Origin of the sequence: Noviherbaspirillum sp. (genome assembly GCF_035254865.1) — a bacterium.
Lineage (GTDB): Bacteria > Pseudomonadota > Gammaproteobacteria > Burkholderiales > Burkholderiaceae_D > Noviherbaspirillum.
In genome coordinates, this window is the sequence record NZ_DATFAF010000082.1 from 1 (window position 1) to 24556 (window position 24556).

General features: G+C 63.1%; 23 protein-coding genes. 12 read left to right on the top strand and 11 right to left on the bottom strand.

All coding sequences use genetic code 11. From position 1 onward, the window contains the following. On the bottom strand, window positions 1-428 hold a 428-nt coding region (locus VJ651_RS20360; protein ID WP_324109180.1), incomplete at its 3' end, for a patatin-like phospholipase family protein. A gap of 380 nt (window positions 429-808) precedes the next feature. On the opposite strand from VJ651_RS20360, the gene VJ651_RS20365 reads away from it, so the two are divergent. Both VJ651_RS20365 and VJ651_RS20370 read left to right on the top strand, forming a co-directional pair. Then, complete coding sequence (locus VJ651_RS20365; RefSeq protein WP_324109181.1) at window positions 809-1678, top strand: cytochrome b/b6 domain-containing protein; 870 nt, start codon at window positions 809-811, stop codon at window positions 1676-1678. Then, a complete protein-coding gene (locus tag VJ651_RS20370; RefSeq protein WP_324109182.1) occupies window positions 1671-2432 on the top strand; it encodes a molybdopterin-binding protein in 762 nt (253 codons plus the stop codon). The genes VJ651_RS20365 and VJ651_RS20370 overlap by 8 nt, the downstream gene beginning before the upstream one ends. Window positions 2433-2441: 9 nt before the next feature. Here the strand turns inward: VJ651_RS20370 and VJ651_RS20375 are convergent, their stop codons facing one another. The 8 genes from VJ651_RS20375 to VJ651_RS20410 form a co-directional block, all read right to left on the bottom strand. After that, the gene (locus VJ651_RS20375; protein ID WP_324109183.1) at window positions 2442-4463 is read right to left on the bottom strand and encodes a nitric oxide reductase activation protein NorD; all 2022 of its coding nucleotides are present in this window, start codon (window positions 4461-4463) and stop codon (window positions 2442-2444) included. 227 nt (window positions 4464-4690) lie between these two features. Next, on the bottom strand, window positions 4691-5491 hold the full coding sequence (locus tag VJ651_RS20380) for an AAA family ATPase (protein ID WP_324109184.1): 801 nt from the start codon (window positions 5489-5491) through the stop codon (window positions 4691-4693). Window positions 5492-5508: 17 nt separating this feature from the next. Then, entirely contained in the window at window positions 5509-6879 is a 1371-nt protein-coding gene (locus VJ651_RS20385) for a cbb3-type cytochrome c oxidase subunit I (RefSeq protein ID WP_324109185.1), read from the bottom strand. 40 nt (window positions 6880-6919) lie between these two features. Next, entirely contained in the window at window positions 6920-7789 is an 870-nt protein-coding gene (locus VJ651_RS20390; protein WP_324109186.1) for a c-type cytochrome, read from the bottom strand. 15 nt (window positions 7790-7804) lie between these two features. Then, complete coding sequence (locus VJ651_RS20395; protein WP_324109187.1) at window positions 7805-7930, bottom strand: hypothetical protein; 126 nt, start codon at window positions 7928-7930, stop codon at window positions 7805-7807. A gap of 239 nt (window positions 7931-8169) precedes the next feature. Further along, entirely contained in the window at window positions 8170-8610 is a 441-nt protein-coding gene (locus VJ651_RS20400) for a hypothetical protein (protein WP_324109188.1), read from the bottom strand. Continuing rightward, on the bottom strand, window positions 8607-10073 hold the full coding sequence (locus VJ651_RS20405) for a multicopper oxidase domain-containing protein (protein WP_324109307.1): 1467 nt from the start codon (window positions 10071-10073) through the stop codon (window positions 8607-8609). Before VJ651_RS20405 ends, VJ651_RS20400 begins: the two co-directional genes overlap by 4 nt. Window positions 10074-10223: 150 nt before the next feature. After that, complete coding sequence (locus tag VJ651_RS20410) at window positions 10224-10694, bottom strand: metallophosphoesterase family protein (protein ID WP_324109189.1); 471 nt, start codon at window positions 10692-10694, stop codon at window positions 10224-10226. A 289-nt stretch (window positions 10695-10983) separates the two neighbouring features. Between VJ651_RS20410 and cysE the strand changes: the two genes are divergently transcribed. From cysE to VJ651_RS20440, 6 genes are all read left to right on the top strand, one after another. After that, window positions 10984-11817 carry a serine O-acetyltransferase gene (gene cysE, locus VJ651_RS20415; RefSeq protein ID WP_324109190.1) on the top strand — a complete coding sequence of 278 codons (834 nt, stop codon included), beginning with the start codon at window positions 10984-10986 and terminating at the stop codon, window positions 11815-11817. A gap of 118 nt (window positions 11818-11935) precedes the next feature. Next, on the top strand, window positions 11936-12550 hold the full coding sequence (locus VJ651_RS20420) for a DUF1345 domain-containing protein (protein WP_324109191.1): 615 nt from the start codon (window positions 11936-11938) through the stop codon (window positions 12548-12550). Between the two features lie 168 nt (window positions 12551-12718). Further along, entirely contained in the window at window positions 12719-13000 is a 282-nt protein-coding gene (locus tag VJ651_RS20425; RefSeq protein ID WP_324109192.1) for a hypothetical protein, read from the top strand. A 68-nt stretch (window positions 13001-13068) separates the two neighbouring features. Then, the gene (locus VJ651_RS20430) at window positions 13069-14487 is read left to right on the top strand and encodes a hypothetical protein (RefSeq protein ID WP_324109193.1); all 1419 of its coding nucleotides are present in this window, start codon (window positions 13069-13071) and stop codon (window positions 14485-14487) included. Between the two features lie 9 nt (window positions 14488-14496). Next, complete coding sequence (locus tag VJ651_RS20435; protein ID WP_324109194.1) at window positions 14497-15402, top strand: metal ABC transporter substrate-binding protein; 906 nt, start codon at window positions 14497-14499, stop codon at window positions 15400-15402. Next, entirely contained in the window at window positions 15399-16187 is a 789-nt protein-coding gene (locus VJ651_RS20440; RefSeq protein WP_324109195.1) for a metal ABC transporter permease, read from the top strand. Before VJ651_RS20435 ends, VJ651_RS20440 begins: the two co-directional genes overlap by 4 nt. A 20-nt stretch (window positions 16188-16207) precedes the next feature. Here the strand turns inward: VJ651_RS20440 and VJ651_RS20445 are convergent, their stop codons facing one another. After that, entirely contained in the window at window positions 16208-17599 is a 1392-nt protein-coding gene (locus VJ651_RS20445) for a chloride channel protein (protein ID WP_324109196.1), read from the bottom strand. 241 nt (window positions 17600-17840) lie between these two features. On the opposite strand from VJ651_RS20445, the gene VJ651_RS20450 reads away from it, so the two are divergent. The 4 genes from VJ651_RS20450 to VJ651_RS20465 all read left to right on the top strand — a co-directional run bounded on the left by VJ651_RS20450 (window position 17841) and on the right by VJ651_RS20465 (window position 22079). Beyond that, window positions 17841-18542, top strand: a complete 702-nt coding sequence (locus VJ651_RS20450; RefSeq protein ID WP_324109197.1) for an ABC transporter ATP-binding protein — start codon at window positions 17841-17843, stop codon at window positions 18540-18542. Next, window positions 18539-19933, top strand: a complete 1395-nt coding sequence (locus VJ651_RS20455) for an ABC transporter permease (protein WP_324109198.1) — start codon at window positions 18539-18541, stop codon at window positions 19931-19933. The genes VJ651_RS20450 and VJ651_RS20455 overlap by 4 nt, the downstream gene beginning before the upstream one ends. 137 nt (window positions 19934-20070) lie before the next feature. Continuing rightward, complete coding sequence (locus VJ651_RS20460) at window positions 20071-20835, top strand: outer membrane lipoprotein-sorting protein (protein WP_324109199.1); 765 nt, start codon at window positions 20071-20073, stop codon at window positions 20833-20835. Then, window positions 20832-22079: a hypothetical protein gene (locus VJ651_RS20465; protein WP_324109200.1), complete on the top strand. Its 1248-nt coding sequence runs from the start codon at window positions 20832-20834 to the stop codon at window positions 22077-22079. Before VJ651_RS20460 ends, VJ651_RS20465 begins: the two co-directional genes overlap by 4 nt. A 10-nt stretch (window positions 22080-22089) precedes the next feature. On the opposite strand, the gene VJ651_RS20470 is transcribed toward VJ651_RS20465, so the two are convergent. Continuing rightward, on the bottom strand, window positions 22090-24372 hold the full coding sequence (locus VJ651_RS20470) for a two-component system response regulator (protein WP_324109201.1): 2283 nt from the start codon (window positions 24370-24372) through the stop codon (window positions 22090-22092). Window positions 24373-24556 lie beyond the last annotated feature (184 nt).

The following is a 24556-nucleotide window of genomic DNA, read 5'->3' on the forward strand; positions in this document are numbered from 1 at the left end:
AGACGGGTGTGCCGCGCGTTGAGATAGTCGAGGTCGAGCAGTGCGGCGAGGGTGTCGCGCAGCGGCGATGTCAGGTAATACGCCGCGTTCTCGACGCCGAGTTGCGCATGCTGCCCGAGCAGGGCCATGGGGTTGGGAACAAAGAAGGCCGGAATGCCCGCGACCAGCGTGAACCAATTCATCGCGGCATTGCCGAGCAACGGAAAACAGAGCGAGGGCAGCGGGCCGCGCGGGTCCTGTTCGATGCGCTGCCAGAAAGCGTTCAGGCGTTCCAGCCGGTGTTGCGGCGGATTGGCGGCAATGAGTGCGCCATTGATCGCGCCGATGGACGTGCCGATCACCCAGTCCGGTTCGATGCCGGCTTCGTGCAGTGCTTCATACACACCGACCTGGTAGGCGCCCAGCGCGCCGCCGCCTTGCAGTACCATCACGACCTGCCCCGGCGGCGATGGCCGCGCCGGCTGAGCCGCGTTGCGAGGCGCACGCTGCGTTCGCGATCCTGCGATCTGATTTTTTCGTTGAAGTGCCTTCACCTTGATTTCCTCCCCAGTAGGCGGGCGATGCAAGCAGCCCTATTGCTGCGACGGCCAATACAGCCCCGGAGTTCACGACGGCGGGCTCGCGCATGACAAATGGAAACGACGCGCCGCAATGTTTCCCGGAGCGAATCTGCGCATGTGCGGACTGGCGTAAACGCGTCCCTGCCCTATAGTGAACTATTCAAATCATGGTCTCATGCCGCATCCATCGGTGGCTGGGTTTTTGTTCACGCCTGTCCGTGAGGCGTTCTCACCGATTTGTGTTCATCATGCAAAAAACGCTTTCCGCAGTCATGTCGCCACCGCGCAGGACAAGCCTGTATTACCGGCATCGCCTGCCGGTGCGACTGATGCATTGGATCAATGTGCTGTGCCTCACCGTGCTGTTCATGAGCGGCCTGTCCATCTTCAATGCGCATCCGGCGCTTTACTGGGGTAATTCGTCTTACAGCGGAAGGCCGGCGGTGCTGGAGATCGATTCGCTCGACACCGCGCCTGCGCCCAGAGGCATCCTGCGCATCGGCAGTCGTCAGTTCGATACCACGGGTGTGCTGGGCGTTTCGGCAGGCGCGGACGGCGCGCCGAACCTGCATGCCTTTCCGTCGTGGATCACCATTCCCGGTTATTACTCGCTGGCATTTGCGCGGCAGTGGCATTTCTTCTTCGCGTGGCTGTTCGTCCTCAACGGGCTGGCTTATATCCTGTATGCAGTGTTCAGCGGGCATCTTGCGCGCGACCTCGCTCCGGATAAACAGGAGCTGAAGGGCATCGGCGCATCGGTGAAGGACCATCTTCTGTTTCGCCATCCGCGGGGTGAGGCGGCCAGGCGTTACAACGTGCTGCAGAAACTGGCTTACCTGGCGGTCATCTTCGTGCTGCTTCCGCTCATCGTGCTGATGGGCATGGCGATGTCGCCGATGCTCGATAGCGCGATCACGGGTTGGGTCGACTGGTTCGGCGGGCGACAGTCGGCGCGCACCATCCACTTCATCATCGCATGGATGCTGGTCGCGTTCGTGCTGATTCATGTGTTCGAAGTGATTGTCAGCGGGCTGTGGAACCATCTGCGGTCGATGATCACCGGCTACTACGATATCGAGCCGGAACCCGCCACGGGAGCGCGTCATGAGAATGCCTAGGCGAATATTCCTTCAACGGTCCTTGCAGGCGCTCGCGGTGCTGGGCATGGCCGGATGCGACCGGCTGAGCCGGGCCGAATGGTTCCAGCAAGTGCTGTCGGCGGGCGAGGGCTTGAGCCGCGCCGCGCACAAGGCATTGCTGCCACGCTCAACGATGGCGCAGGAATTCACCGAAGCCGACCTGTCGCCGCGCTTTCGCAGCAACGGCACCAGCAATCCGGAAAATCCGGCCTATCAGGCGCTAGCCGCCAACGGATTCAGGGACTGGGCACTGAGGGTCGATGGCCTGGTGGCAAATCCTCTGCAACTGTCGCTGCCGCAACTGCGCGCCATGCCGAGCCGCACGCAAATCACGCGCCATGATTGCGTGGAAGGATGGAGCGCGATCGGGAAGTGGACGGGTGTCCCGCTGGGGCGCGTGCTCGACGCTGCACATCCACGTCCGGAGGCACGCTTCGTGGTGTTCCATTGCGCCGATCCGATGGAAGGTCCCGGCTCGGTGCAGTACTACGAAAGCATCGACATGGATGACGCCTTCCATCCGCAGACGATCCTCGCCTACGACCTCAACGGCAGCGCGCTGCCGATTGCCAATGGTGCGCCCTTGCGGGTGCGCGTGGAGCGTCAACTCGGTTACAAGCATGCGAAGTATCTCAGCCGCATCGAACTGGTCGAGAGCCTGGACAGGATTGGCGGCGGCAAGGGCGGCTACTGGGAAGACGGCAACGGTTACCAGTGGTACGCCGGCATCTGACATCCCGCCTTACTCTGCGACCAATCGCTTCAGCCAATCCAGCAGCACGGTGGGCAGCAGTTCCGGCCGAGGCAGCAGCGCGTACTGATGCGCACCGAACACCTGCGGCAGATAGTTCGCGGCCTGCCGGTCGATGGTCAGGCAGAAGGGGAAGATGCCTTGCAATTTTGCTTCGGTTACCGCCTGGCGCATGTCCTCCACGCCGTAGCGGCCTTCGTAGTCATCGACATCGTTCGGCTTGCCGTCCGATAGCAGCAACAGCAGGCGGTGCCGCGCGCTTTGCCGCATCAGGCTTGCGGTGACATGGCGTAGCGCGGCGCCGGCACGGGTGTAGTGCTCTGGTTCCAGTGCGGCGATGCGTTGCGCGACTTCATCGCTGTGATGCTCGTCGAAATCCTTGATGCTGCGCACCGTCACCTTGTCCGGCCCCTCGCCGGAAAATGCGTGCACCGCGAAGGGTTCGTTCATGCCTTCCAGCGCGATGCACACCAGCAGCAGCGCTTCGCGTTCCACGTCGATCACGCGCCGGTTCGCGGACACCCATGCGTCGGTCGAGCCGCTGACATCGATCAGCAATGCAATCGCCATGTCGCGCCGGGATGCGCGCCAGGTCTGATACAGACCCTGCGCCATCGGCCGGCCGGCATGGAAATCGGCGCGGCTGTCGATATAGGCATCGAGGTCGATGTCCGCACCGTCGATCTGCTTGCGCAGGCGCACGCGGTCGGCGCGCAGCATCTCGAAGCGGCGGCGGATCGCGTCCAGCATCGCGCGGTGTTCGGCCAGCGTCGCGGCCACCCATTGCGGCGAGCCCTGCGATGCCGGCAGCAGATGAACCCGTGCGCCCGGTTCGCGGTAGGCGCCGATGCGGTAGTCCCACTCGGGATAGGTGAATGTGGCTGCGTCGCCGGGTGTTGCGGCGGCGGCAGTTCTTGTGCGCGACGGCAGCGGATCGTCCGACAGCAGCACTTCCTTCGGCTGGCCTGGCGTCGATACCAGGCGCGCTTCCGGCAGCTCGGAGAGCGAATCCGCGAAGTCCTCGGCGGCGGTCGATTCATCGCGGTCGGTGGGCCGCTGCATGCCGATCGGATCTTCCGCGTGCTCTTGCGGTTGCGCGGTCTGCACCATCCACGGACCGGTGCGCTGATCGTCTTCGTCCTCGGCCGCTTCGCGCACTTCGGGACGGCGAGCGAGGCGCGCACTGCGCGGGGCCTTGTCGCTTTTTTCGGCAAGATCAGTGCTTCGCGCGTCCATTGCGTTGGATGGAGAGGGCGGGCACTTGAACTCGCCGGTCCACAGATCCTTGCAGAGCGGATGGCGGATGCGTTGCAGCGCGGGATCCGATCTCGCAGCCAACGATTGCGCCTGTCGCCATGCCTCCGCAGGCGAGAAGGCGATGGACAAGTCCGGCGGCGCTGTGCGGCAATCAGTGCGCAAGATGCTGCACAACAATGCTTCGAGCCCTTGCCGGCCTGCGGCAAAGCGCTCCGGTGCAGGACGTTGCGCCAGCGCGTCGCGCCGCAAGGCATTCAGCCCCTGCACGAGACCGGGAAGCAGGCGTGCCAGCGCGGCATCGGCGGCAATCGCTTCCAGCAGCAGGTAGAGGTCGCGCTCCAGCGCCGTCGCCGTAGACGGCAATGGATGCGCGCCGCCGCGCGTGGCGCGCATTGCCTGTTGCAGGGCGAGGATGCGATAGCGTTCCAGCGCGGTGTGCGTCGATGGCACTGGCAGCTCGGCGGGCAGCCAGATGGTGTCGCCATCGGTGGCCGCCAGAGCCTGTTGCGACAGCGGCTGTTCGTGCCGCCGAAACAAGGTCTGCAGCAAGGTCGGTGACGGTGGCGGCTGGGCCGCGCGCAGCGGCGGCGCGTTGCCGAACACGGCGGTCAGCAACAGGCTGATGCGTTGCGCGACATCGTTGAGCCTGAACGATGGCGTGTTCGCGTGCGACGGGCGGTGGCGGCGCCACAGGTCTTGCGCGTACACCGTCGCATGATGCGCGACATCGACCAGCACGTCTTCGGCTTCGGCCATCAGTAGCAGAACGTCCAGTAGGGTTTAATGGATGTGCCAGGAGCGGTTTGGATGTCCACGGAAATCACGGAAGGCACGGAAAGAACACCCAATCTTTTTGTCTTTCGCGGATATCCATAATTCCCCCGCCGCAGATCAGAAATCCTTGTCCACAAACAGCAAGATATCCAAGGTTTTTTTCCGTGTATTCCGTGTTTTCCGTGGACATCTACGCTGAATTAACATCCTTAGACAAAAGTCGCATCCACCAGATCGCGCATCGCGCCTGCCAGCGCGGCATCGTCCGACAGCGGCGAGACCAGCGCGGCATAGCATGCCTGCCTGGCTTCGATGCCGCTGGCGATCAGGCGCGCGGCGGCGATCAGCAGGCGCGTGCTTGGCACTTCCGCGAGGCCGCGATCCTGCAGCGCGCGCAGGCGCTGTCCCAGCGTCACCAGCGCGTGCACGGTGGGCCGGTCGGCGCCGCTTTCATGTTCGATGATGCGGATCTCGCGTTCCGCCGGAGGAAAGCCAAGATCGAGCGCGACGAAGCGCTGGCGCGTGCTCGGCTTCAGATCCTTGAGCATGCGCTGATAGCCGGGATTGTACGACACCACCAGTTGGAATCCGTCGGCTGCTTCGATCAGTTCGCCGGTCTTGTCGACGGGCAGCACGCGCCGGTAATCGGTGAGCGGATGCAGCACCACCACCGTGTCCTGGCGCGCCTCGACGATTTCATCGAGATAGCAGATCGCGCCTTCGCGCACCGCACGCGTCAGCGGCCCGTCCTGCCATACCGTGCCGTCATGGCGGATCAGGAAGCGGCCGACCAGGTCGCTCGCGGTCAGGTCGTCGTGGCAGGAGATGGTGATGACCGGGCGGTCGAGCCGCCATGCCATGTGCTCGATGAAGCGCGTCTTGCCGCAGCCGGTCGGGCCTTTCAGCATGACCGCCAGGTTGCGTGCATGGCATTGCTCGAAGATGCGCACTTCGTCGCCGGAGGGCACATAGAACGGCTCGTCGGCCGGCCGGATGGCGGCGATCTGCATGCCTGTTCAGTCCTTGCTCACGGCATGGCTCCGGCCCGGCCTGCGCCCGCCGGCGCAACATCTTCAATCAGGTCGAAGCGCGGCGCCCTGCGGAAGAAGTCCCAGATGAACAGCGCCACGCCGATGGTAAACAGCGACGCCGTCACGATCAGCATCACGAAGTGCACCTGGATGCGCAGCTGCGTGTCGAGGTAGCCGAGGCCGAGAATGCGCTCGAGGTAGACCTGGCCGATGCCGGCCGTGGCAAACGACAGCGTCATGCCGAACATGCCGGCCAGTTGCAGCCAGAACGCCCAGAAGCCCACGCTGCTGCCGCCTTCGCTGCGCTCGCTGGTCATCGCCGGCAGCGCGTAGCTGATCATCGCCAGCACGATCATCGCGTACGCACCGTAGAACGCGGCATGGCCGTGCATCGCGGTAATCAGGGTGCCGTGCGTCCACTTGTTCACGCTCGGCCAGGTGTGCGCCAGTCCGAGCAGGCCGGCGCCGAACATGGTGAATACCGCGCTGCCCACGGTCCAGTGCAAGGCGAGCACGTTGGGATGCGCAAGACCGGAGCGGCGTATCGCGGAGTAGGCATAGATCGCCATGCCGATCAGCGCCAGCGGTTCCAGCGCGCTGAAGAAGCCGCCGATCGGCAGCCAGTAATGCGGCACGCCGACCCAGTAATAGTGGTGCGCGGTGCCGATGATGCCGGCGATGAAGACGAGGCCGACGATCACGTACAGCCACTTCTCCATCACTTCGCGGTCGGCGCCCGACAGCCGGATCAGCAGATACGCGAGGAAGCCGCCCTGGATCATTTCCCACACGCCTTCCACCCACAGGTGGATGGTCCACCAGCGATAGAAGATGGCAATCGTGTAGTTGCGGAAGTCGATCAGCGAAGGCAGGTACAGCAGCGCCGCGCTGCCCAGGCCGAGCAGCAGCACGCCTTCGGTGGTGGTGAAGCGCCCGGATTTTCGGATGGTCATGCCGATGTTGTAGAGGAACATCAGCATCACGATCACGATCACGATCTTGTGCGGCAGCGGCTGCTCCAGCAGCTTGTTGCCGGTGCCGTAGCGGAACAGGTAACCGATCACGGCGCTCACCCCCATCAGCACCCACAGGATCAGCTGGATATACGCGAGCTTGACACTGTGCAGCTCGGTGCGCGACTCGTCCGGCACCATCCAGTAGGTCGCGCCCATGAAGCCAGTCAGCACCCAGACGATCAGAAGATTGGTGTGGATCATCTTCGTCACGTCGAAGGGCAGGATGTACAGCAAGGGATCGGGGCCGAGATACTTCGAGGCCGACAGCAGCCCGAACACGAGCTGCAATCCGAACAGCACCATCGCCACCGCGAAGTACCAATACGCTACTGCCTGGGACCGATATCGCATTGCAGTTCTCCCTTTCGTAACACTCTCTAGACCCGGGTTGTCATTTCAAGCTCATCAGATAGGCGACCAGCTGATCGACCTGCTCCGGCTTGAGATCCTTGCCGTAGGTGTCCGGCATGAAGGACTGGCCGTTCGCGGAGAAGGTCGGGCCGGGAACGAGGAACGCGCTCGGCTTGACGATCGACTCGCGTATGTAGGCGGCCGGGTCCTTCGCCGCACCTTTGTACTCGCCGGAGCTGATTATTTGCTGCGCGCGGGTCGCCACGCCGGAGAGCGAGGGGCCGACCAGGTTCACGCCGGGCACGACAGAGTGGCAGGCGAAGCAGCCGGGCGGCGACGAATGGAACAAGGTCTCACCCAGCGCGACCGGATCGTCGCCGGAAGTGACCGGACGCGCGCCTGGTGCCTTCTGCGCGCCGCCTGGCGTGCCGGCCGGATTCTGCTGCTGCGCCGGGCTGGCGCCGGTGCCGGGGATGGTCGAACCTGTCACCAGGATGGGGCGCGGCGGCCAGCCCTGGTTATCGACCTTGCTGACCCAGTCGAGAAAGGCGAGCAGGTCGTTGATTTCATTGTCGGCCAGATTTTGCTTCGGCATCAGGCGGCGATGGCGTTCCTCGTTGTAAAACTTGGAGGGGTCATGCAGGTAGGCGCGCAGATAGGGCGCGCCGCGGTATTGCGTGATCTTGGTCAGGTCGGGCGCATAGTACGCGCCCTCGCCGAACAAGGTGTGGCAGTTGATGCAGTTGTACTTGTGCCAGACATCCTTGCCATGAATCACCTGCGGCGTGAGGTTTTCCGCATTGGTCAGCTTGTCGACCTGACGATGGGTGTCGATGGTCATGCCGAGGAAGGCCAGCGCGAGGATGGCGGTCGAGCCGATGGCGAAGAGGCGGGTTTGTCGTTTGTTCATATGCCGCGCCTCCTGTCAAACACCGATGCCGGACCAGTAGCTGATCGAGATGTAGCCGCCATACACGATGGCCGCCAGCATCAGGATCACTATCAGCAGGCTGACGAGTTTGAGCGGGCCGTACAGAGCAGTGCCTTGCATGGACTATCCCTCCAATGCCGAGATATTCGGGCACAGCAATAAGGATGCCAAAATCCAGAGGGAAAGAGGACGAAGGGTGATGCATTGAATGATGCAAGCCGCGCGCCCCGCCGGCAGTAGTGTTGCGGCGGATTTCAGAAAGGGGCATGTGCGCCGGTGGCGAACCGGCGCACATGCCGCGCGTCATGCATGGTGCTGCGCGTTTTTACCGTGTCTTGCAATTCTTACGTGGAACTTCTTCAAGGGCGGCGCCCTGGTGATGCCGCCTCGACTTTTTTCAACTCGGCCGTACGCTCCATTACGCGGATCGGTTCAAGACGAAAACCGAGCGCGGCAACTTTCCTGTTCATCGCCCGGACCGCCTTGTCGACCGAAATCCTGGATGGATCGAAGGTAAATGCCAGCGCGGTGTTTTCAACCGACATGCGCATGCTGCCGCGATCGACTCCCGCTATTGCCTCGACGGTCCGCGCGATGTTGCGTTGTGCGTTTTCATCGGCCGGCAGATTGCCCTCGACCGCGCAGAAGGCCACATGATGATGTGCCGCTTCGGCGCGCATCAGTTCCGCATGGTCATACACGGCAGCCACCTTGTCTTCCACGCAGTGGCCGCAGGGCAAGGCCGCGGTGCAGAATGCCGCCAGCGACAAAGTCACCGCGACCCTACCCAGGGATATCATGATTTCCCTTTCTCCATTTCTCCATGATCGTGTGCCGGCTGTCCATCGATCCAGTGGAAATACTTGATGAAGTCGGAAATTTCCTTGTCCGACAGATTCTGGTTCGGCATCGGCAGGTTGTTGTACTGCTGGAGCAGCGCTTTGGCATCCGCATCCTTGGCCAGCATGTCCTCCGGGGATTTGAGCCAGCGACGCAACCATTCATCGGTGCGGCGCTTGGTCACGCCGGCCAGGTCAGGTCCGATCTTCTTGCCCTTGCCGCCTTCAATCGCGTGGCATGCGAGACATTTCGATTCAAACTGGAGCTTGCCTTGCACTTCGTCGGGATCGGTCGGCGTGCGCGATGCGGCGATATTGTGATGCTCGACGGCATGCTCGCCGGCGGCGCCGGTGCTGATCAGGCCGACCGCGCCCTGCGATGCATTGGCGAAGTGGTGATCGACCATCACATAGGAACCCTCTTCGGGAACCACGAATTCCACGATCGCGCTGTTGGACGAGCCGAGCAGCACGGTCTGCATGCCGCGGAACTGATTGTCCGGATTGCCCTCGATCCAGACGCGGTCGAAGATCGCGCCCACCACGTGGAAGCTGGAGGTCTTGCTGGGGCCGGCGTTCAGGACATACAAGCGCACGCGCTCGCCCGGCTTGGCGGGGAGGGGAGTGCGCATCATGCCGTTGTGCACGCCGTTGAACACCGTGTGGGTCGGCTGCGCGTTGCGCAAGCGGTTGCCGTCCAGCACGTAAAGCGGCACACCTTGCACCTTTGCGTTGCCGGGTGCCTGCTTGACGTAAAACTCACTCTGGATGATCACGTATTCGCGGTCCGCCTTGGTCGGATAGCCGCCACGCGGTTCGACCACCACGGCGCCATACATGCCCGATGCGATATGCTCCAGCGTCATCGGCGTGCCGCAGTGATACATGAAGACGCCGGGATAATTGGGCGTGAATTCGAACTCCATGGTTTGCCCCGGCGCGATCGAGCGATACTTGTCTTCCGGCGAAACCATCGCCGCATGAAAATCCATCGAATGCATCATCGGTGCGGCCGTCATGCGCGGACCGGGCACCGGCTCGTCGCTGCGATTCGTCATCGAGAACTTGACACGGTCACCGACGCGAACGTGCACTGTCGGCCCCGGCACCTGGTCGCCGAAGGTCCAGCCGCTGAATTTGACGCCCGGCGCGAGATCGATGATCTTGTGCGTGGTGTCCAGCCGTATCGTCTTCACCGGCGACGGGTCGAGCGGTTTCAGTATCGGTCCCATGCTGAGCGCGCTGCCTTCGGCAAAGGCTCCCGTATGCCTTTCGGACGTCACTTTTGCCGGCACGGGTTTCAGATCCATCTTTGCAGGATCGTAAGACGAGGAACTGGAGGACTCTGATGCGGCGACGGGTTTGGTGGCTGTGCTGGCGGTCGAGGCGGAATCGACGCAGGCTGTCAACGAGAGTGCAGCCATGCACAAGGCGGCGGAGGCGAGTTGCGAAGGCAGGCAAAATTTCACGGGCATCCTTTCCGGGGTGTTGAGGTGATGGCACATTACCATGAATCAGGATCGGGCATATCCGTCAGGAATGGCTGTCGGGCCATGAAGCAATTAGCAGGCCTGCTAATCCACTTCCAGTGTTTGCAGTTCCACCCGCGCGCTGCCGTTGCTGATGCGGAGAAAGCCCAGCGAAATCGGCAACTTGAAGCGGCGCGGACCGGCGCTGCCGGGATTGACGAACTGGACGCCGCCATCCATTTTCAGCGAGGGCCGATGGGAATGGCCGCTGACGACCACCTGGACACCGGCGCTTTTCGGGTCGAGGTCGAGATCGGCGAGATCATGCACGACATGGATGGCGACGCCGCCGACCGTGACGGTTTCCCGCTCATGTAACGCCTCGGCCCAGGCACCCCGGTCGTTATTGCCGCGCACGGCGACGACGGGCGCGATCTGCTGGAGCGCATGCAAGACTTCGGCGTTGCAGATGTCGCCGGCGTGAATGATCAGGTCCACGTCCTTGAGCGCGACCCGGGCTTCCGGCCGCAACAATCCGTGGGTATCCGCGATCAGGCCTATGCGTAAAGTTTTCATGGTGACTGAAAAACGGGGCGTGCAGCAAAAATTGCACTGCGCGGCACTTGCGCCGAAATCCGGAAAATATGCTTTAATGGCTAAACATCAGTTTTCGTATAAGCATATATTCTTTTTGTTTAGACGCATGAGCAAGCCAGTTGTTTCCACCCTGATTTGTTGTCGCCGGCGGCCGGAGGGGCTTGCCGACTAGCGCGTGCGTTTTTCGTCAGATTCCAATGGCCGCAGTGAGGTAAAAACTGCGGCCATTTTGTTTTATGCGGGCATGAACGCAACCAGGAGAATCATCATGAACAGAGCAGAAGCCGATGTCGCACAGCCCGACCAGGCTGCAATGCCAGGGACACGCGAGGACGACGGCGTCTGGCACGACATTCGCCGTGCCGCGCAGGACCTGGTGCGGCACGAACCGATCCTGCAAGCGCGCCTGCACGCACTGATACTCGCGCATGCCTCTCCGGTCGCCATCGTGGCGGCCGTGCTGGCGCGCCGCCTCGCCTGCGAGGAGTTTCCCGAAACTGCGCTGCGGCCCCTGATGGAAGACATCCTGCACGCGCATCCGGCCATCGTGGCGCAGATTGCCGCCGACCTTGCGGCGGTGAAAGAGCGCGATCCCGCTTGCCCGGATTCCCTGCATGTGCTGCTCAACCTGAAGGGTTTTCATGCACTGCAGACTTACCGCATTGCCCATGCGCTCTGGCAAGCCGGGCGATCCGAACTCGCGTTCGCCTTGTCCAACCAGGCATCGGCGGTATTCGCGGTCGATATTCACCCGGCCGCGCGCATCGGCAGCGGCGTGATGCTCGATCATGGCACCGGCATCGTGATCGGTGAAACCGCCGTGGTGGAAGACAAGGTCTCCATCCTGCAGAACGTCACCCTCGGCGGTACCGGCAAGGAACACGGCGACCGGCATCCGAAGATCCGTTACGGCGTGATGATAGGCGCGGGCGCGAAGATCCTCGGCAACATCGAAATCGGCATGATGAGCAAGGTCGCCGCCGGCAGCGTCGTCCTTAAAGCCGTGCCGGCGCATTGCACCGTGGCCGGGGTGCCGGCGCGCGTGGTGCGGCATCAGCCGCCCGACAGTTGTCCGTCGGTGGAGATGGATCAGACGCTGTGAATCGGCGGCGAAGCCTTTCAGGAAGCCGCCGTCGCAACTTGATTACAATAGGGCATCGCCACTTGTGTCAGATGCAATGCATCCACGCCTGCAACTCCTTCGCTCCCACCCGCGCCTGATGAGTTCCCTGATGGCCGGCGCCGTCGTTGCCATTACCGTTCCGCAGGCCTGGGGGGCGGTAGCCCGGGCGCTTGTAGGCTGGAATGCCGCCGTCTGGGCCTATCTTGTGCTGATGTCCTGGCTGGTGGCGCGAAGCGACGAGAATCGCATGCACCGCCTTGCCAAGCAGGAAGATAACAATGCAGTGTTTGTGCTGGCCGTGATGTCGCTCGGCGCGCTGCTCAGCCTGATTGCCATCGTGGCGGAGCTGGCATCCGCCCGGCACGTATCGGGGAGCGTGCGGCTGTTCCATTACATCCTCACGGCGTCCACCGTGTTCGGCTCCTGGCTGCTGTTGGGTACGATCTATACGTTCCACTATGCCCACCAGTACTACCGCGCCGCGCCGGACGCCAAGCCGCTTCGTTTCCCCGAGGACAGCCCCAAGCCCAGCTATTGGGATTTCCTGTACTTTTCGTTCACGATCGCCGTGGCCGCGCAAACCTCGGACATCAGCATCATCTCGCCATCGTTGCGCAAGGCGGCTCTCGCGCAATCCGTGCTGAGCTTCCTGTTCAATGCCGCCATCATTGGCCTGACGATCAACATCGCCGCCGGTCTTGTTGGCGGGTAATGATGTAACGGTTGCGGGAGCGATGAACGTGCTGCCGCGTCTCGTTGCTATAATCTGCTCACCTATCATTATTGCGGGCAACGGTTCAAGCTTGTGTACCGATCCTGTTGCACCATTTTCGCCCCTGACTGAGTGAACGCCCGTCGAGTTCTTGCGCAATTTGCCTTCGTGCTTCTGCTGGTTACGCAGCAGCTCGGGATCACGCACGCGATTTCGCACCTCTCTTCGGCGACAACTTCCGGCAAGGTGCAGGACAAGCAATTGCCGGCGGAACTGCAGTGCGAGCAGTGCCTGGCATTTGCGGCGATCGGCGCCGGCCTCGCCGGTTCGCCGCCCCCGCTGGTCTTGCTGGCCATGCCGAGCGAGACGGGGACCGACATCCCGCTCGCCGCGCAACTCCCGCCCGTTCCGCGCGCCTTCGATTCACGCGCTCCTCCAGTCCACGCCTGATTGCTGTTTCGCCTGGTCGCCGGCCTGCAATGCGCCGGCCCGATTCCATTTCTCAATCAGGAAATAACATGATGAAACGACCCGTCCTGGCGTCGGCAGTGGCCGCCGCCAGTCTGGCTGCATGGTGCGTGCCCGCGCCGGCTGCCGACAATCCGGAGCTGTCGCAGATGCGCGAAGAAATCCGGCAGATGAAGCACGATTACGAAGCGCGGATTCGCGCGCTCGAAGCCCGCCTGCAAGCCGCCGAAACACAAGCCGCCACGCAGACAGCACCCGCTCCACCCCTGGCACCAACGCCGGCACCAACGCTGGCAACAGCCGCTGCCACCGGCGGCGCCAGCGCCTTCAATCCCGAAGTCTCTCTCATACTCGGCGGCACCTATGCCAATCTGTCGCAGGACCCGACGCAATATCGCTTGCAGGGTTTCGTGCCTGGCGGCGATGAAATCGGCCCCGGTAAACGCGGCTTCAATCTCGGCGAGTCGGAGCTGACGCTGCGCGCCAACGTCGATCCGCGCTTCGCCGGGCAGCTGACTTTCTCCCTTGCTTCCGACAACACGGCCAGCGTCGAGGAAGCCTTTTTCGAAACGAAAGCCTTGTCCAGCGGCATCAACCTGCGCGGCGGGCGCTTCCTGTCATCGATCGGTTACCTGAACAACCAGCACGCGCACGTGTGGGATTTCGTCGATGCGCCGCTTGCGTACCAGGCCTTCCTGGGCGGCCAGTTCAAGCCCGACGGGCTGCAGCTCAAATGGCTGGCGCCGACCGAGCGCTTCATCGAGCTCGGCATGGAAGCCGGGAGCGGCGCCGCCTTCCCCGGCAACGACCGCAACAAGAACGGCATCGGCTCCACCGCGCTGTTCGCGCATGTGGGCGACGACATCGGCGAGAGCGCGAGCTGGCGCGCCGGCCTGTCCTACCTGCGCACCGGTGCCAGCGACCGGACCTATGCGGACATCGACCGCAGCGGCACCGGCGTGACCAATGCCATCAGCGGCCATGCCAACACCTGGATCGTCGATGGCGTCTACAAATGGGCGCCGAACGGCAACGCGACTTACACCAACTTCAAGCTGCAAGGCGAATATTTCCATCGCAAGGAAAGCGGCACGCTGACCTACGACACGCTGGCGCAATCCTTCGGCACGGCGGCAGGCGCTTACGCATCGGCGCAATCCGGATGGTATGTGCAGGGCGTCTACCAGTTCCGTCCGGCATGGCGCACGGGATTGCGCTATGACCGGCTGAATGCCGGCACGCCAGAGATCGGCCTGGTGAGCAATGGGGCCTTGTCCGCCGCGGATTTCCAGCGCCTGGCCTCCTACAAGCCCGCGCGCACCAGCATCATGTTCGACTACTCCCCTTCGGAGTTCAGCCGCTTCCGCCTGCAGTTCGCACGCGACCGGTCGCGCCCCGAGGTCACCGACCGTCAGGTTTTTCTCCAGTACATCATGAGCCTGGGTGCGCATGGCGCACATAACTTCTAGGAGTGAAGAATGAAAAAGATTCTATTGAGTTTGATCGCCGCATGTGCGGCAGTATTGGCGGCCCCTTCGTATGCAGCGCTCAATGTCCTCGCCTGCGAGCCGGAATGGGCCGCGCTGGCGACGGAAATCGGCGGCGACAAGCTGAAGGTTTCCAGTGCGACCAACGCGCTGCAGGACCCGCACCGCATCGAAGCACGGCCCAGCCTCATCGCGCGCGCACGCAACGCCGACCTGCTGATCTGCACCGGGCTGGAACTGGAAGCCGGCTGGTTGCCGATTCTGCTGCAGCAATCCGGCAATGCCAGGATCGTGCCGGGACAGCCAGGTTATTTCGAAGCCGGAAGCTACGTGCAGCGGCTGGAAGTGCCGAGCCATGTCGACCGCAGCCAGGGTGACGTGCACGCCGCCGGCAATCCGCATATCCAGCAGGACCCGCGCAATATCGCCAAGGTGGCCGATGCCCTCGTCAAGCGCCTGAGCGAGATCGACGCGGGCAATGCCGCTTACTACCAGTCGCGCTACAAGGACTTCTCCGGCCGCTGGGCCGCGGCGATGAAGAAGTGGGAGCAGAAGGCGGCGCCCCTGAACGGCATGCCCGTGGTGGACCACCACAAGAACATGAGCTATTTGCTGAACTGGCTCGGCATGCGCGAAGTGGCGACGCTGGAACCGAAGCCGGGTGTCGAGCCCAGCGCGGCGCACTTGTCGGAGCTGGTCAACCAGCTGCAACGCCAGCCGGCGAAGATGGTCATCCGCGCCGCTTATCAGGATGGGCGCGCGTCGCAATGGCTGTCCGAGCATGCGCACATGCCGGCGGTGATGGCGCCCTTTACCGTGGGCGGCAGCGATGCGGCGAAGGACTTGTTCAGCTTGTTCGACGACACCGTGCAGCGTCTGCTGGAGGCGGCCAAATGAGTTTCGAAGCCATGGACCTGTCCATCATCGGGCCGGCGTTTCTCGCCGGCGCCCTGGTACTCGCCACCCATGTCCCGCTTGGTGCGCAGGTCTTGCGTCGCGGCATCGTGTTCATCGATCTGGCGATCGCGCAGATTGCCGCGCTCGGCGTGATCGTCGCGGGCATGGCCGACTTCGAACAGGCCTGGGCCGTGCAGCTTGCCGCCGGCGCGGCGGCGGTGCTCGGCGCGTTCCTGCTGACCTGGACCGAGCGGCGCTGGCCGGAAGTGCAGGAGGCGCAGATCGGCGTGGTGTTCATCCTCGCGGCCACCGGCAGCCTGCTGCTGCTCGCGCATAACCCGCACGGTGGCGAGCATCTGCGCGACCTGCTGTCCGGGCAAATCCTGTGGGTGCGTTATGACCAGCTGATCGTGCCGGCCATCGCAACCGCCGTCATTGCCTTTGCCGTGTTCCGCTTCCGCCATCGGCTGGGGCGGCTCGCCTTCTATCTGCTGTTCGCGCTGGCGGTCACGATCTCGGTGCAACTGGTGGGCGTCTACCTGGTCTTCGCCAGCCTCATCGTCCCCGGCCTGGCGGTGCGCAATTACCCGTTCACACGGCGCCTGCCCATTGCCTATGCGGTCGGCATCGGTGGCTACGCGGCCGGGCTGGCGATTTCGCTGGTGTACGACTTGCCGTCGGGTGCGCTGATCGTCTGGTGCCTGGCCGTGCTGGCCGTGGTGGTGTATGGCGCCGGGCCTGCGACATCGCGCAAGCGCGACCTGCCGGTGATGGAAGGCTATTGAGGCGGGCGCCGGTGTTCCGGTCAGCCGCTCTTTTGTGTTTCCTCGATCGCGACCGCCTCGCGCCGGAAATGCTTGGCGACGGCGTGGTAGAACGGGCGCGGGCTGAACTGGCGCGACACGAAGGATGCAATCAGTGTCGCCGCCAGCAGATAGAGCATCGTGTCCTGGCCATGGGTCATTTCCATGACGATCACGCTGGCAGTGATGGGCGCCTGCGTGGCCGCCGCCAGAAAAGCGGCCATGGAGATCAGCACCAGGATGCGCGACTCGGCCATGCCGCCGAACAGCATGCCGACATAGTCACCGACACCTGCGCCGATCGCCAGCGATGGCGTAAAGATGCCGCCGGGGATGCCTGCAAAGTAGGACAGCACGGTTGCCGCCCATTTCGCGATGCCGAACCAGTGGTTGTCCGCCGGCTGGCCGTTGAGCAAGGCGGCCGCCTGATCGTAGCCGGTGCCGTAAGTGGTGCCGCCGGCCAGCAATCCGAGGATCGCGACCAGCAGGCCGCAGAAGAATGCGGTGTAGATCGGATGCTGCGCCGGCAGGCTGCGGAATCGTCGCGGCAGCAAGCCAGGTACGCCATGAATGAGCGTCTTGGAAAACAGGCCGCCGGCCACGCCGCCGACCAGCGCGCACAGGATGACCGCACCCCACGCGCCGTTCAGAATCAGGATCGGTTTCTCAAGCTGGAAGTAGGAGTAGTTGCCGATCAGCGCGAGCGACAGGAAACCGGCGGTCAGGACGCCCGACAGCACGATCCGGTCCCAGCGCACGGTGCTGCCTCGGCCCAGTTCTTCGATGGCAAAGACCACGCCGGCGAGCGGCGTGTTGAATGCCGCAGCCAGTCCGCCTGCCGCGCCCGCCGCGATCAAGGCTTCCGAGCGGAAGCCCGGTCCCATGCGCATTTTTTCGTGCCAGAAATCGCCCCAGGCCCACATGATGGCCGCACCCACTTGCACCGACGGGCCTTCGCGGCCGATGGATGCGCCCGCCAGCAGGCCGGCCGCGGTGAGCAGGACCTTCCACATCGACTGGAAGAGTGAGACCAGGACGGCTTGCGCGTGGCTGCCGGCCGGCAGGTTCATCGCAGCGATGATCTGGGGTATGCCGCTGCCGCGCGCCTGCCAGGCATAGCGGATGGTCAGCCAGCGTAATCCTGCGAGGCCGAACGGCAGCAGCAGAAAGGCGCTCCACCAATGCGCATGAACAAGACGCGTATTCCAGGCAAGCATCAGCTCGGCCAGCCGCGCAAAGGCAAGCGAGCCAAGCGCAACGCAGACCGCGCCGCCGAGAAAGATCGTGTATCTGACGGAATGACGCGAAATGCGCCCTGTATGGCGGGCGCGTTTTGCCAGGAAGAGTTTGACCCGTTGCTTCAGTTCTTCAATCAATTGCGGCTCACCATTCACGCGGCAGGTTGGACGGAGGCAGGTTTCGCAGGGAGGGTTTGCATGGACAAGCGCATGCAATGGCGCGCCAGTTTAGCATAGGGATTTCGCAGGGCTTGGGACCGCCGCCATGCGGTGCGGACGCAATTCGGGCGGTTTTTTCCGCGCTTTATCGCTGCCTTTTGCAATTCGTCGCAGCACACTCGCGGATTCCAGCCGACATTGTTATATTGGCAGCGTTTTCCATTCCTGCGAGAGCGCCATGCATCCCGTCGTCCTGAAGCAAGTCGGCAAGACCTATCATCTCGATGCGGTCGATGTGCCGGCATTAAGCGATATCAATCTCGAAATCCGATCCAACTGCTTTACCGTCATCTCGGGTGCATCCGGCAGCGGCAAGACCACGCTGCTCAACCTGATCGGCTGCATCGACCGGGCCGATCATGGCGATATCCTGGTGGCGGGGCAGGACGTGAAGTCCATGTCCGACGACGCCTTGTCGGATTTTCGCGCACAGTATCTCGGCTTCATCTTCCAGAACTTCAACCTGCTGCCGGTATTGACGGCCTACGAGAACGTGGAATATCCGCTGCTGCTGGCAAAGATGCCCGCAGCCAAGCGCAGGGAGCGCGTGCGCGCGCTGCTTGATGCGGTGGGCCTTGCCGATCGCGCCAACAACCGTCCCGGCCAGTTGTCCGGCGGCCAGCGTCAGCGGGTGGCGATTGCGCGTGCGCTGGCGACCCAGCCGCAACTGGTGCTGGCCGACGAACCGACTGCCAACCTCGACAGCCAGACCGGCGCGGCCATCATTGCCCTGATGCGCAAGATGCAGCGCGAGCATCACGTGTCCTTCGTGTTCTCGTCACATGACCCGAACGTGCTCGCGGAGGCCGACGACGCGGTATTCATCCGCGACGGCCGCATTACCGGCATCGAACGCCGCAACGGGGAGGCGCGCGCATGAAGACCTTCTCGCTCGCCTTGCGCAACCTGCTGCGCAACCGCCGCCGCTCGCTCACCACGCTGCTGGCGATGATCGTCGGCCTGGTCGCGATACTGCTTTTCGGCGGCTACAGCCGCAACGTCATCCTGGCCATGCAAACCGGTTATGTGCAGCTGCATGGCCATTTCCAGATCCAGCGCAAGGACTATTTCCTCTACGGCAGCGGCAATCCCGCCGCCTATGGCCTGCCCGACTACCAGCGCCTCATCGACACGATCAAGCGCGATCCGGTACTGTCGCCCATGCTGACCATGGTCACGCCCAAGCTGCAATTGAGCGGCATCGGCGGCAATTTCTCGGCCGGCGTTTCCAAGACGGTGCTCGCCAGCGGCATTGTGGTCGACGACCAGAACAAGATGCGGGCCTGGGATGATTACGGCAGCATGAGCTTTGCGCGTCCGCTGGCACTGACCGGCACCGCGCCGGACGCCGTGGTGGTCGGCACCGGGGTTGCGCGCATCCTGCAACTGTGCGGCCCGCTCAAGGTGCCGGATTGCCGGCAGCCGGAGCCCCGCCGCGAGGCAACGGGACCGAGCGCGCCAGACGACATCGCCGCGCTCTCCGCGATGGAAAAGGCGAGCGAACCGCAGGCAGGTGCACAGGGAACGACCATCGAGATGCTGGCGGCCAACCTACATGGCGCACCGAATGTCGCGCGACTGAACGTGGTCAAGGCGGAGAACCAGGGCTTGAAGGAGGCCGACGACGTGTTCATGATCATGCATCTGTCGCAGGCGCAGCGACTCATTTACGGTAGCGAAGCGCCGCAGGTCACCGCGATCCAGTTGCAGTTGCAGCACACCAGCCAGATGCCGGCAGCCAAGGCGCGGCTGGACGAATTGCTGGCGACCACCTTCAAGGACAGCTCGCTGGAGGTCCAGGCCTTCCAGACGCTCGCGCCGATTTACGGTCAGACCATCCAGTTCTTCAATTCCGTGTTCGGTTTCATCGCCACCCTGATCGGCGTGATTGTGCTGTTCACGGTCGGCAATACCATGAGCATGGCGGTGGTCGAACGCACCGTCGAAATCGGCACCCTGCGCGCCATCGGCCAGCGGCGCGGCGGCATCCGGCGCCTGTTCATGTGTGAGGGGATGATGCTTGGCGTGATCGGCTCCATCCTGGGGGTGGCGATCGCGGTGCTGCTGTCGACCCTGATCAATCACAGCGGCCTGACCTGGACGCCGCCCGGCTATGTCTATGCGTATCCTGTCAAGACGCGGGTGTGGGGTGAAAACGGCCTGATGCTCGGCAGCGTGATTGGCCTGATCGTGGTGGCCATCGTGTCGGCATGGTGGCCGGCCAACCGTGCCTCGAAGATGGTGATCGTGGATGCCTTGCGCCATGTGTAATGGGATGAATTAAAAGCGTTGTCCACGAAAGGCACGGAAAACACGAAAAAACGCAATGCACCTGTTTTCGAGACGCCTTCCTTTCGTGCCTTTCGTGTTTTCCGTGGACAAAAAAATTTCAAAACAAGAGAAAACGTATGCGAATCTTCACAGCAGTGTTTCTACTCACCATCGGCGGGCTGGCACATGCCGCGCCCACCGCACAGGACATCCTCGCGGCCAGCGATGCCGTGCGCAATCCCGACTATTCCTTCGGCCTGACCACCACGCTGATCGAGTACAAGAGCGGCAAGCAGAACGACACCAGCACGCTGGCGGTGTATTCGAAGGCGGACAAGAGCAGCGGACAGTTCCGCAGCCTGATCCGCTTCATCGCGCCGGCACGCGATGCCAACAAGCTGATGCTCAAGAGCGGCAACGACCTGTGGTTCTACGATCCGTCCAACAAGGCCAGCATCCGCATCTCGCCGCAGCAGCGCCTGCTTGGCCAGGCCGCCAACGGCGATATCGTCACGGCCAATCTCGCCAAGGACTACCAGGCGGAGCTGGCGGCGGAAGAGGATACGCAGGACGGCGACCGGAAGACCCGCCACTGCTACAAGCTTGCCCTGGCCGCGACCGCGCCCGACGTCACCTACCACCGCATCGAGATGTGGATAGACACGAGCAACAACCGCCCGGTCAAGGCGCGCTACTACACCGAAAGCGGACGCCTGCTCAAGAGCGCCTACTTCCGCCGCTACCAGACGCAGCTCGGCGCCGAGCGGCCGACAGAAACGGTCATCATCGACGGCCTCGATCCGAATTGGGTGACGGTGATGCGCTTTTCCGACTATGCAAAACGCGATGTGCCGGAAGCCTGGCTGCAGCGCGATTACCTGCCACGGTTCAAGCCGGAATGAAGCGCATCCTGGCGATAGGCCTGCTGACCGCAGCAGGCACGGTGCTGGCCGCGGATGCGGACGAGGACGCATTGCGCCTGGCTGACGAGGCGCCGGCAGTTGTCGAGCGCGCCCGCGACTGGCAATGGTTTGTCGAAGGCGCGGTCGGCCAGTCGGCATTGCGCAGCGGCGGCACGGTCGATAGCCAGCGCCTGTCGATCGACATGCAGCTCGACAAGGCATTGGCGCCCGGCTGGCGCGCGGTCTTCGCCGACCGGCTCGACCTGAACTGGCAGGACCAGCCAACGCGCCAGAACGGCATCAACACGCTCAAGGAAGCCTATGTCAGCTGGCAGGCACGCGACGACCAGTTGTTCGACTTCGGTCGCATCAACGCGCGCTACGGCGTGGCAACCGGCTACAACCCGACCGATTATTTCCGCGCCGGGGCAACCCGCTTCGTGGTCTCCGCCGATCCGGCCAGCCTGAAAAAGAATCGCATGGGCAGCGTCATGCTGCGCACTCAGAGCTTGTGGGAGAGCGGCTCGCTGACCGCGCTGTATTCGCCGAAGCTGGCGACGCGGCCGAACGAGGCATCTTTGAATCCCGACATCGGCGCCACCAACAATCAACACCGCTGGCTGATCGCCGCAAGCCACAAGCTGGCCGACAACATCGAGCCGCAATGGCTGCTCTACGATGAAGAGCACAAGGCGCCGCAGCTCGGCTTCAATCTGGCCATGCTGGTCAACGACGCGACGGTGTCCTACCTCGAATGGTCGGGCGGTCGCAGCCGCTCGCTGCTGTCGCAGGCGCTGAGCGGGGCCGACGACAGCGCGTTCCGCCATCGTCTCGCCACCGGTCTGACTTACACCACGTCGAACAAACTGTCGCTCACGCTGGAGTACCAGTACAACGGCGCGGGCCTGAACAAGGCGCAGTGGAATGCGCTGCCGCGCACTTCGCCGCTTGCCTACTTGCGCTACCGGCAGGCGCTGCAGGATTGGCAGGACATGCCGACGCGCCAGGCGGTGTTTTTCTACGGCGCGTGGCAGGACGTGATGATCAGTCACTTCGATCTGAACGCCATGCTGCGCTTCAATGTCGCCGACCACAGCCGTTTGTCGTGGCTGGAGGCGCGCTATCGCTGGGACCGCGCGGAAGCGGCCTTGCAATGGCAGATGAACAGCGGCGAGCGTGCCAGCGAATTCGGTGCCGTGCCGCAGCAGCGTGCGGTACAGGCGGTGCTCAGGTATTTCTTCTGACGCGGGGCGCTCAGATCTGGGCAATGCGGGTATTCTGTTTGCGCAGCAAATCGGTGAGCGCATCGGCCGGGACTGCGGCGCTGTAGAAAAAACCTTGCGCCGCGAGGCAGCCGTGCGTCTGCAGGAACTTGACCTGTTCCGGTGTTTCCACGCCTTCGGCCAGCACGTTCAGCCGCAGGCTCTGCGCCATCGAGATGATGGCAGTGACCAGCGCGGTGTCGCTCGCGCTCTGTCCGATGCCGCTCACGAAGGAACGGTCGATCTTCAGTGCGTCGACCGGAAAGCGCTGCAGGTAGGCCAGGCTGGAATAACCGGTGCCGAAGTCATCGATCGACAGCTTGATGCCCATGTCGCTCAGATGCCGCAGGGTGGATATATTGTCTTCGGTGCGATGCATCAGAATGGATTCGGTGAGTTCCAGGTCGACGCTGTCGGGCGGCACGCCGGTCTCCGCAAGGATGCGTTCGACGTTCTCCCTGAAATTGGGCTGGAAGAACTGGCGCGACGACAGGTTGACCGCCACCACCATCTGCGTAAAGCCGAGCTCATGCCACTTTCGCAACTGCTTGCAGGCTTCCCGCAGTACCCATTCTCCGATAGGAAGAATCAGGCCGGTTTCTTCCGCGACCGCAATGAAATCGCTGCAGACGACAGTGGCCTTGGTGTCGGGGCAGTGCCAGCGAAGCAAGGCTTCCGCAGAAAAAATCCTGCCGGTTTCCATGTCTACCTGCGGCTGGTAATGCAGGACGAATTCATCATGCGCCAGGGCATGCCGCAGCGCGTTCGACGTCGCATGCCTTTGCTGCGCCGCCCGGTTGAGTGAAGGCGTAAAGAACTGGAAATTGCCGCGCCCTTTTTCCTTCGCGTAGTACATCGCGGTGTCGGCGGTGCGCATCAGGGTTTCGACATCGGCGCCGTCATCCGGATACATGCTGATGCCGATGCTGCCGGAGACATGCAGTTCATGGTTGGCGCAATCGTAGGGCGCATCGAGCAGGTCGAGCGCCTTGCGCGCCACCAGCGCCGCATCCGAGGCGCCGCCGACCAGGGGCAGCACCAGCACGAATTCGTCGCCTCCCAGGCGCGCCACCGTGTCGCCTTCGCGCACGCAGCAGCGCAGGCGTTCCGCGGCCATCTGCAACAGGCAGTCGCCGATCTGATGGCCGAGCGAATCGTTGATGTGCTTGAAGTAGTCGAGATCGATGAACAGCAACGCGACCTGCGTCTCGCTGCGATGGGCATGCGCAAGCGCCTGCCGCAGGCGATCCCGCAGCAGCGAGCGGTTGGGCAGGTTGGTCAGCGCATCGTGGTCGGCCAGGTAGCGGATACGCTCCTGCGCCTGCCTGTGCGCGCTCAGGTCGAGCACGAAGGCTACGCCCTCCCGCGCCGCGCCGTCGACCAGCGCCGCGCCGATCAGGATCGGCACCCGGCTGCCGTTCTTGTGGATGTATTCCTTCTCGAACGGCGTCGAGGTGCCGGTGCGCTGCAGGTCTTGCAGTGCATGTTCGCTCTCCTGCGCGTATTCCGGCGCAGCGATGTTCGACAGCAGCACCTTGCCTTCCTGCAGCTCTTCCTTGCTGTAGCCGAGCAGATTCAGGAATGCATCGTTGGCCTCGGTGATGCGGCCGTCCATGCGCCAGAAATAGATGCCGATGATGTTCGACTCCACCAGGCGGCGCAGGCGCGTTTCGCTTTTGCGCAGGGATTCCTCCACCCGTGCACGCTCACTGATTTCCGCATTCAGGCGTTCGTTCGCATTGGCCAGTTCGACGGTCCTTTGCGTCACGCGCTGCTCCAGCATGTCGTAAGCGTGCTGCAAGTGCGTTTCGATTTGCTGGCGCAGTGCGACTTCCTTTTGCAGCTGGCGATTCTTCTCGGCCAGCGTGCGCTGCATCGACCCCAGCGCCAGGTGCGCGCTCACACGCGCCAGCACTTCCTCGACCTGGAACGGCTTGGTCACGTAGTCGACCGCGCCCGCCTCGAAGCCGCGCAGCTTGTCGCTGTTGTCCGCCAGCGCCGTCATGAAAATCACCGGAATGTCGCGCAGCTGCTCCTGCGCCTTCAGCCGGCGGCAGATTTCGAAGCCGTCGATGTCCGGCATCATGACGTCGAGCAGGATCAAGTCGGGTTGCACGAAGCCGGCGCGCTGCATGGCTTCCTCGCCATCCTGCGCCACGACCACGCGATAACCGTGTTCCTCCAGTACATGCGTCAGCAACGCCAGGTTTGCCGGTGTGTCGTCGACCATCAAGATGGTCGCTTCGGTTGGCAGTGGCGTGCTTTCCTGGTTCATCCGGTTTTTCCTTTTTCATTGCAGGATGGCGGACGGCATGATGCTCCGGTGTGCGATACCGGGTCGCAGAAGAAGGGGACGAGGGCGGTAAACATGATGTGTGCCGGGCAATGCGAGGACCTTGAGAAGGAATTGCCGCGATCAGGCGGTGATGTCACGGGCGGCAAGGCTGTGATGCTGCAGG

Excerpts from the sequence above, each read along its gene's own strand:
- cysE (WP_324109190.1), top strand. The coding sequence starts at position 10,984 with ATGAACAGAGCAGAAGCCGATGTCGCACAGCCCGACCAGGCTGCAATG.
- VJ651_RS20385 (WP_324109185.1), bottom strand. The coding sequence starts at position 6,879 with ATGCGATATCGGTCCCAGGCAGTAGCGTATTGGTACTTCGCGGTGGCG.
- VJ651_RS20440 (WP_324109195.1), top strand. The coding sequence starts at position 15,399 with ATGAGTTTCGAAGCCATGGACCTGTCCATCATCGGGCCGGCGTTTCTC.
- VJ651_RS20450 (WP_324109197.1), top strand. The coding sequence starts at position 17,841 with ATGCATCCCGTCGTCCTGAAGCAAGTCGGCAAGACCTATCATCTCGAT.
- VJ651_RS20470 (WP_324109201.1), bottom strand. The coding sequence starts at position 24,372 with ATGAACCAGGAAAGCACGCCACTGCCAACCGAAGCGACCATCTTGATG.
- VJ651_RS20380 (WP_324109184.1), bottom strand. The coding sequence starts at position 5,491 with ATGCAGATCGCCGCCATCCGGCCGGCCGACGAGCCGTTCTATGTGCCC.
- VJ651_RS20465 (WP_324109200.1), top strand. The coding sequence starts at position 20,832 with ATGAAGCGCATCCTGGCGATAGGCCTGCTGACCGCAGCAGGCACGGTG.
- VJ651_RS20370 (WP_324109182.1), top strand. The coding sequence starts at position 1,671 with ATGCCTAGGCGAATATTCCTTCAACGGTCCTTGCAGGCGCTCGCGGTG.
- VJ651_RS20460 (WP_324109199.1), top strand. The coding sequence starts at position 20,071 with ATGCGAATCTTCACAGCAGTGTTTCTACTCACCATCGGCGGGCTGGCA.
- VJ651_RS20405 (WP_324109307.1), bottom strand. The coding sequence starts at position 10,073 with ATGGCTGCACTCTCGTTGACAGCCTGCGTCGATTCCGCCTCGACCGCC.
- VJ651_RS20430 (WP_324109193.1), top strand. The coding sequence starts at position 13,069 with ATGATGAAACGACCCGTCCTGGCGTCGGCAGTGGCCGCCGCCAGTCTG.
- VJ651_RS20435 (WP_324109194.1), top strand. The coding sequence starts at position 14,497 with ATGAAAAAGATTCTATTGAGTTTGATCGCCGCATGTGCGGCAGTATTG.
- VJ651_RS20365 (WP_324109181.1), top strand. The coding sequence starts at position 809 with ATGCAAAAAACGCTTTCCGCAGTCATGTCGCCACCGCGCAGGACAAGC.
- VJ651_RS20400 (WP_324109188.1), bottom strand. The coding sequence starts at position 8,610 with ATGATATCCCTGGGTAGGGTCGCGGTGACTTTGTCGCTGGCGGCATTC.
- VJ651_RS20410 (WP_324109189.1), bottom strand. The coding sequence starts at position 10,694 with ATGAAAACTTTACGCATAGGCCTGATCGCGGATACCCACGGATTGTTG.
- VJ651_RS20375 (WP_324109183.1), bottom strand. The coding sequence starts at position 4,463 with ATGGCCGAAGCCGAAGACGTGCTGGTCGATGTCGCGCATCATGCGACG.
- VJ651_RS20390 (WP_324109186.1), bottom strand. The coding sequence starts at position 7,789 with ATGAACAAACGACAAACCCGCCTCTTCGCCATCGGCTCGACCGCCATC.
- VJ651_RS20420 (WP_324109191.1), top strand. The coding sequence starts at position 11,936 with ATGAGTTCCCTGATGGCCGGCGCCGTCGTTGCCATTACCGTTCCGCAG.
- VJ651_RS20455 (WP_324109198.1), top strand. The coding sequence starts at position 18,539 with ATGAAGACCTTCTCGCTCGCCTTGCGCAACCTGCTGCGCAACCGCCGC.
- VJ651_RS20395 (WP_324109187.1), bottom strand. The coding sequence starts at position 7,930 with ATGCAAGGCACTGCTCTGTACGGCCCGCTCAAACTCGTCAGCCTGCTG.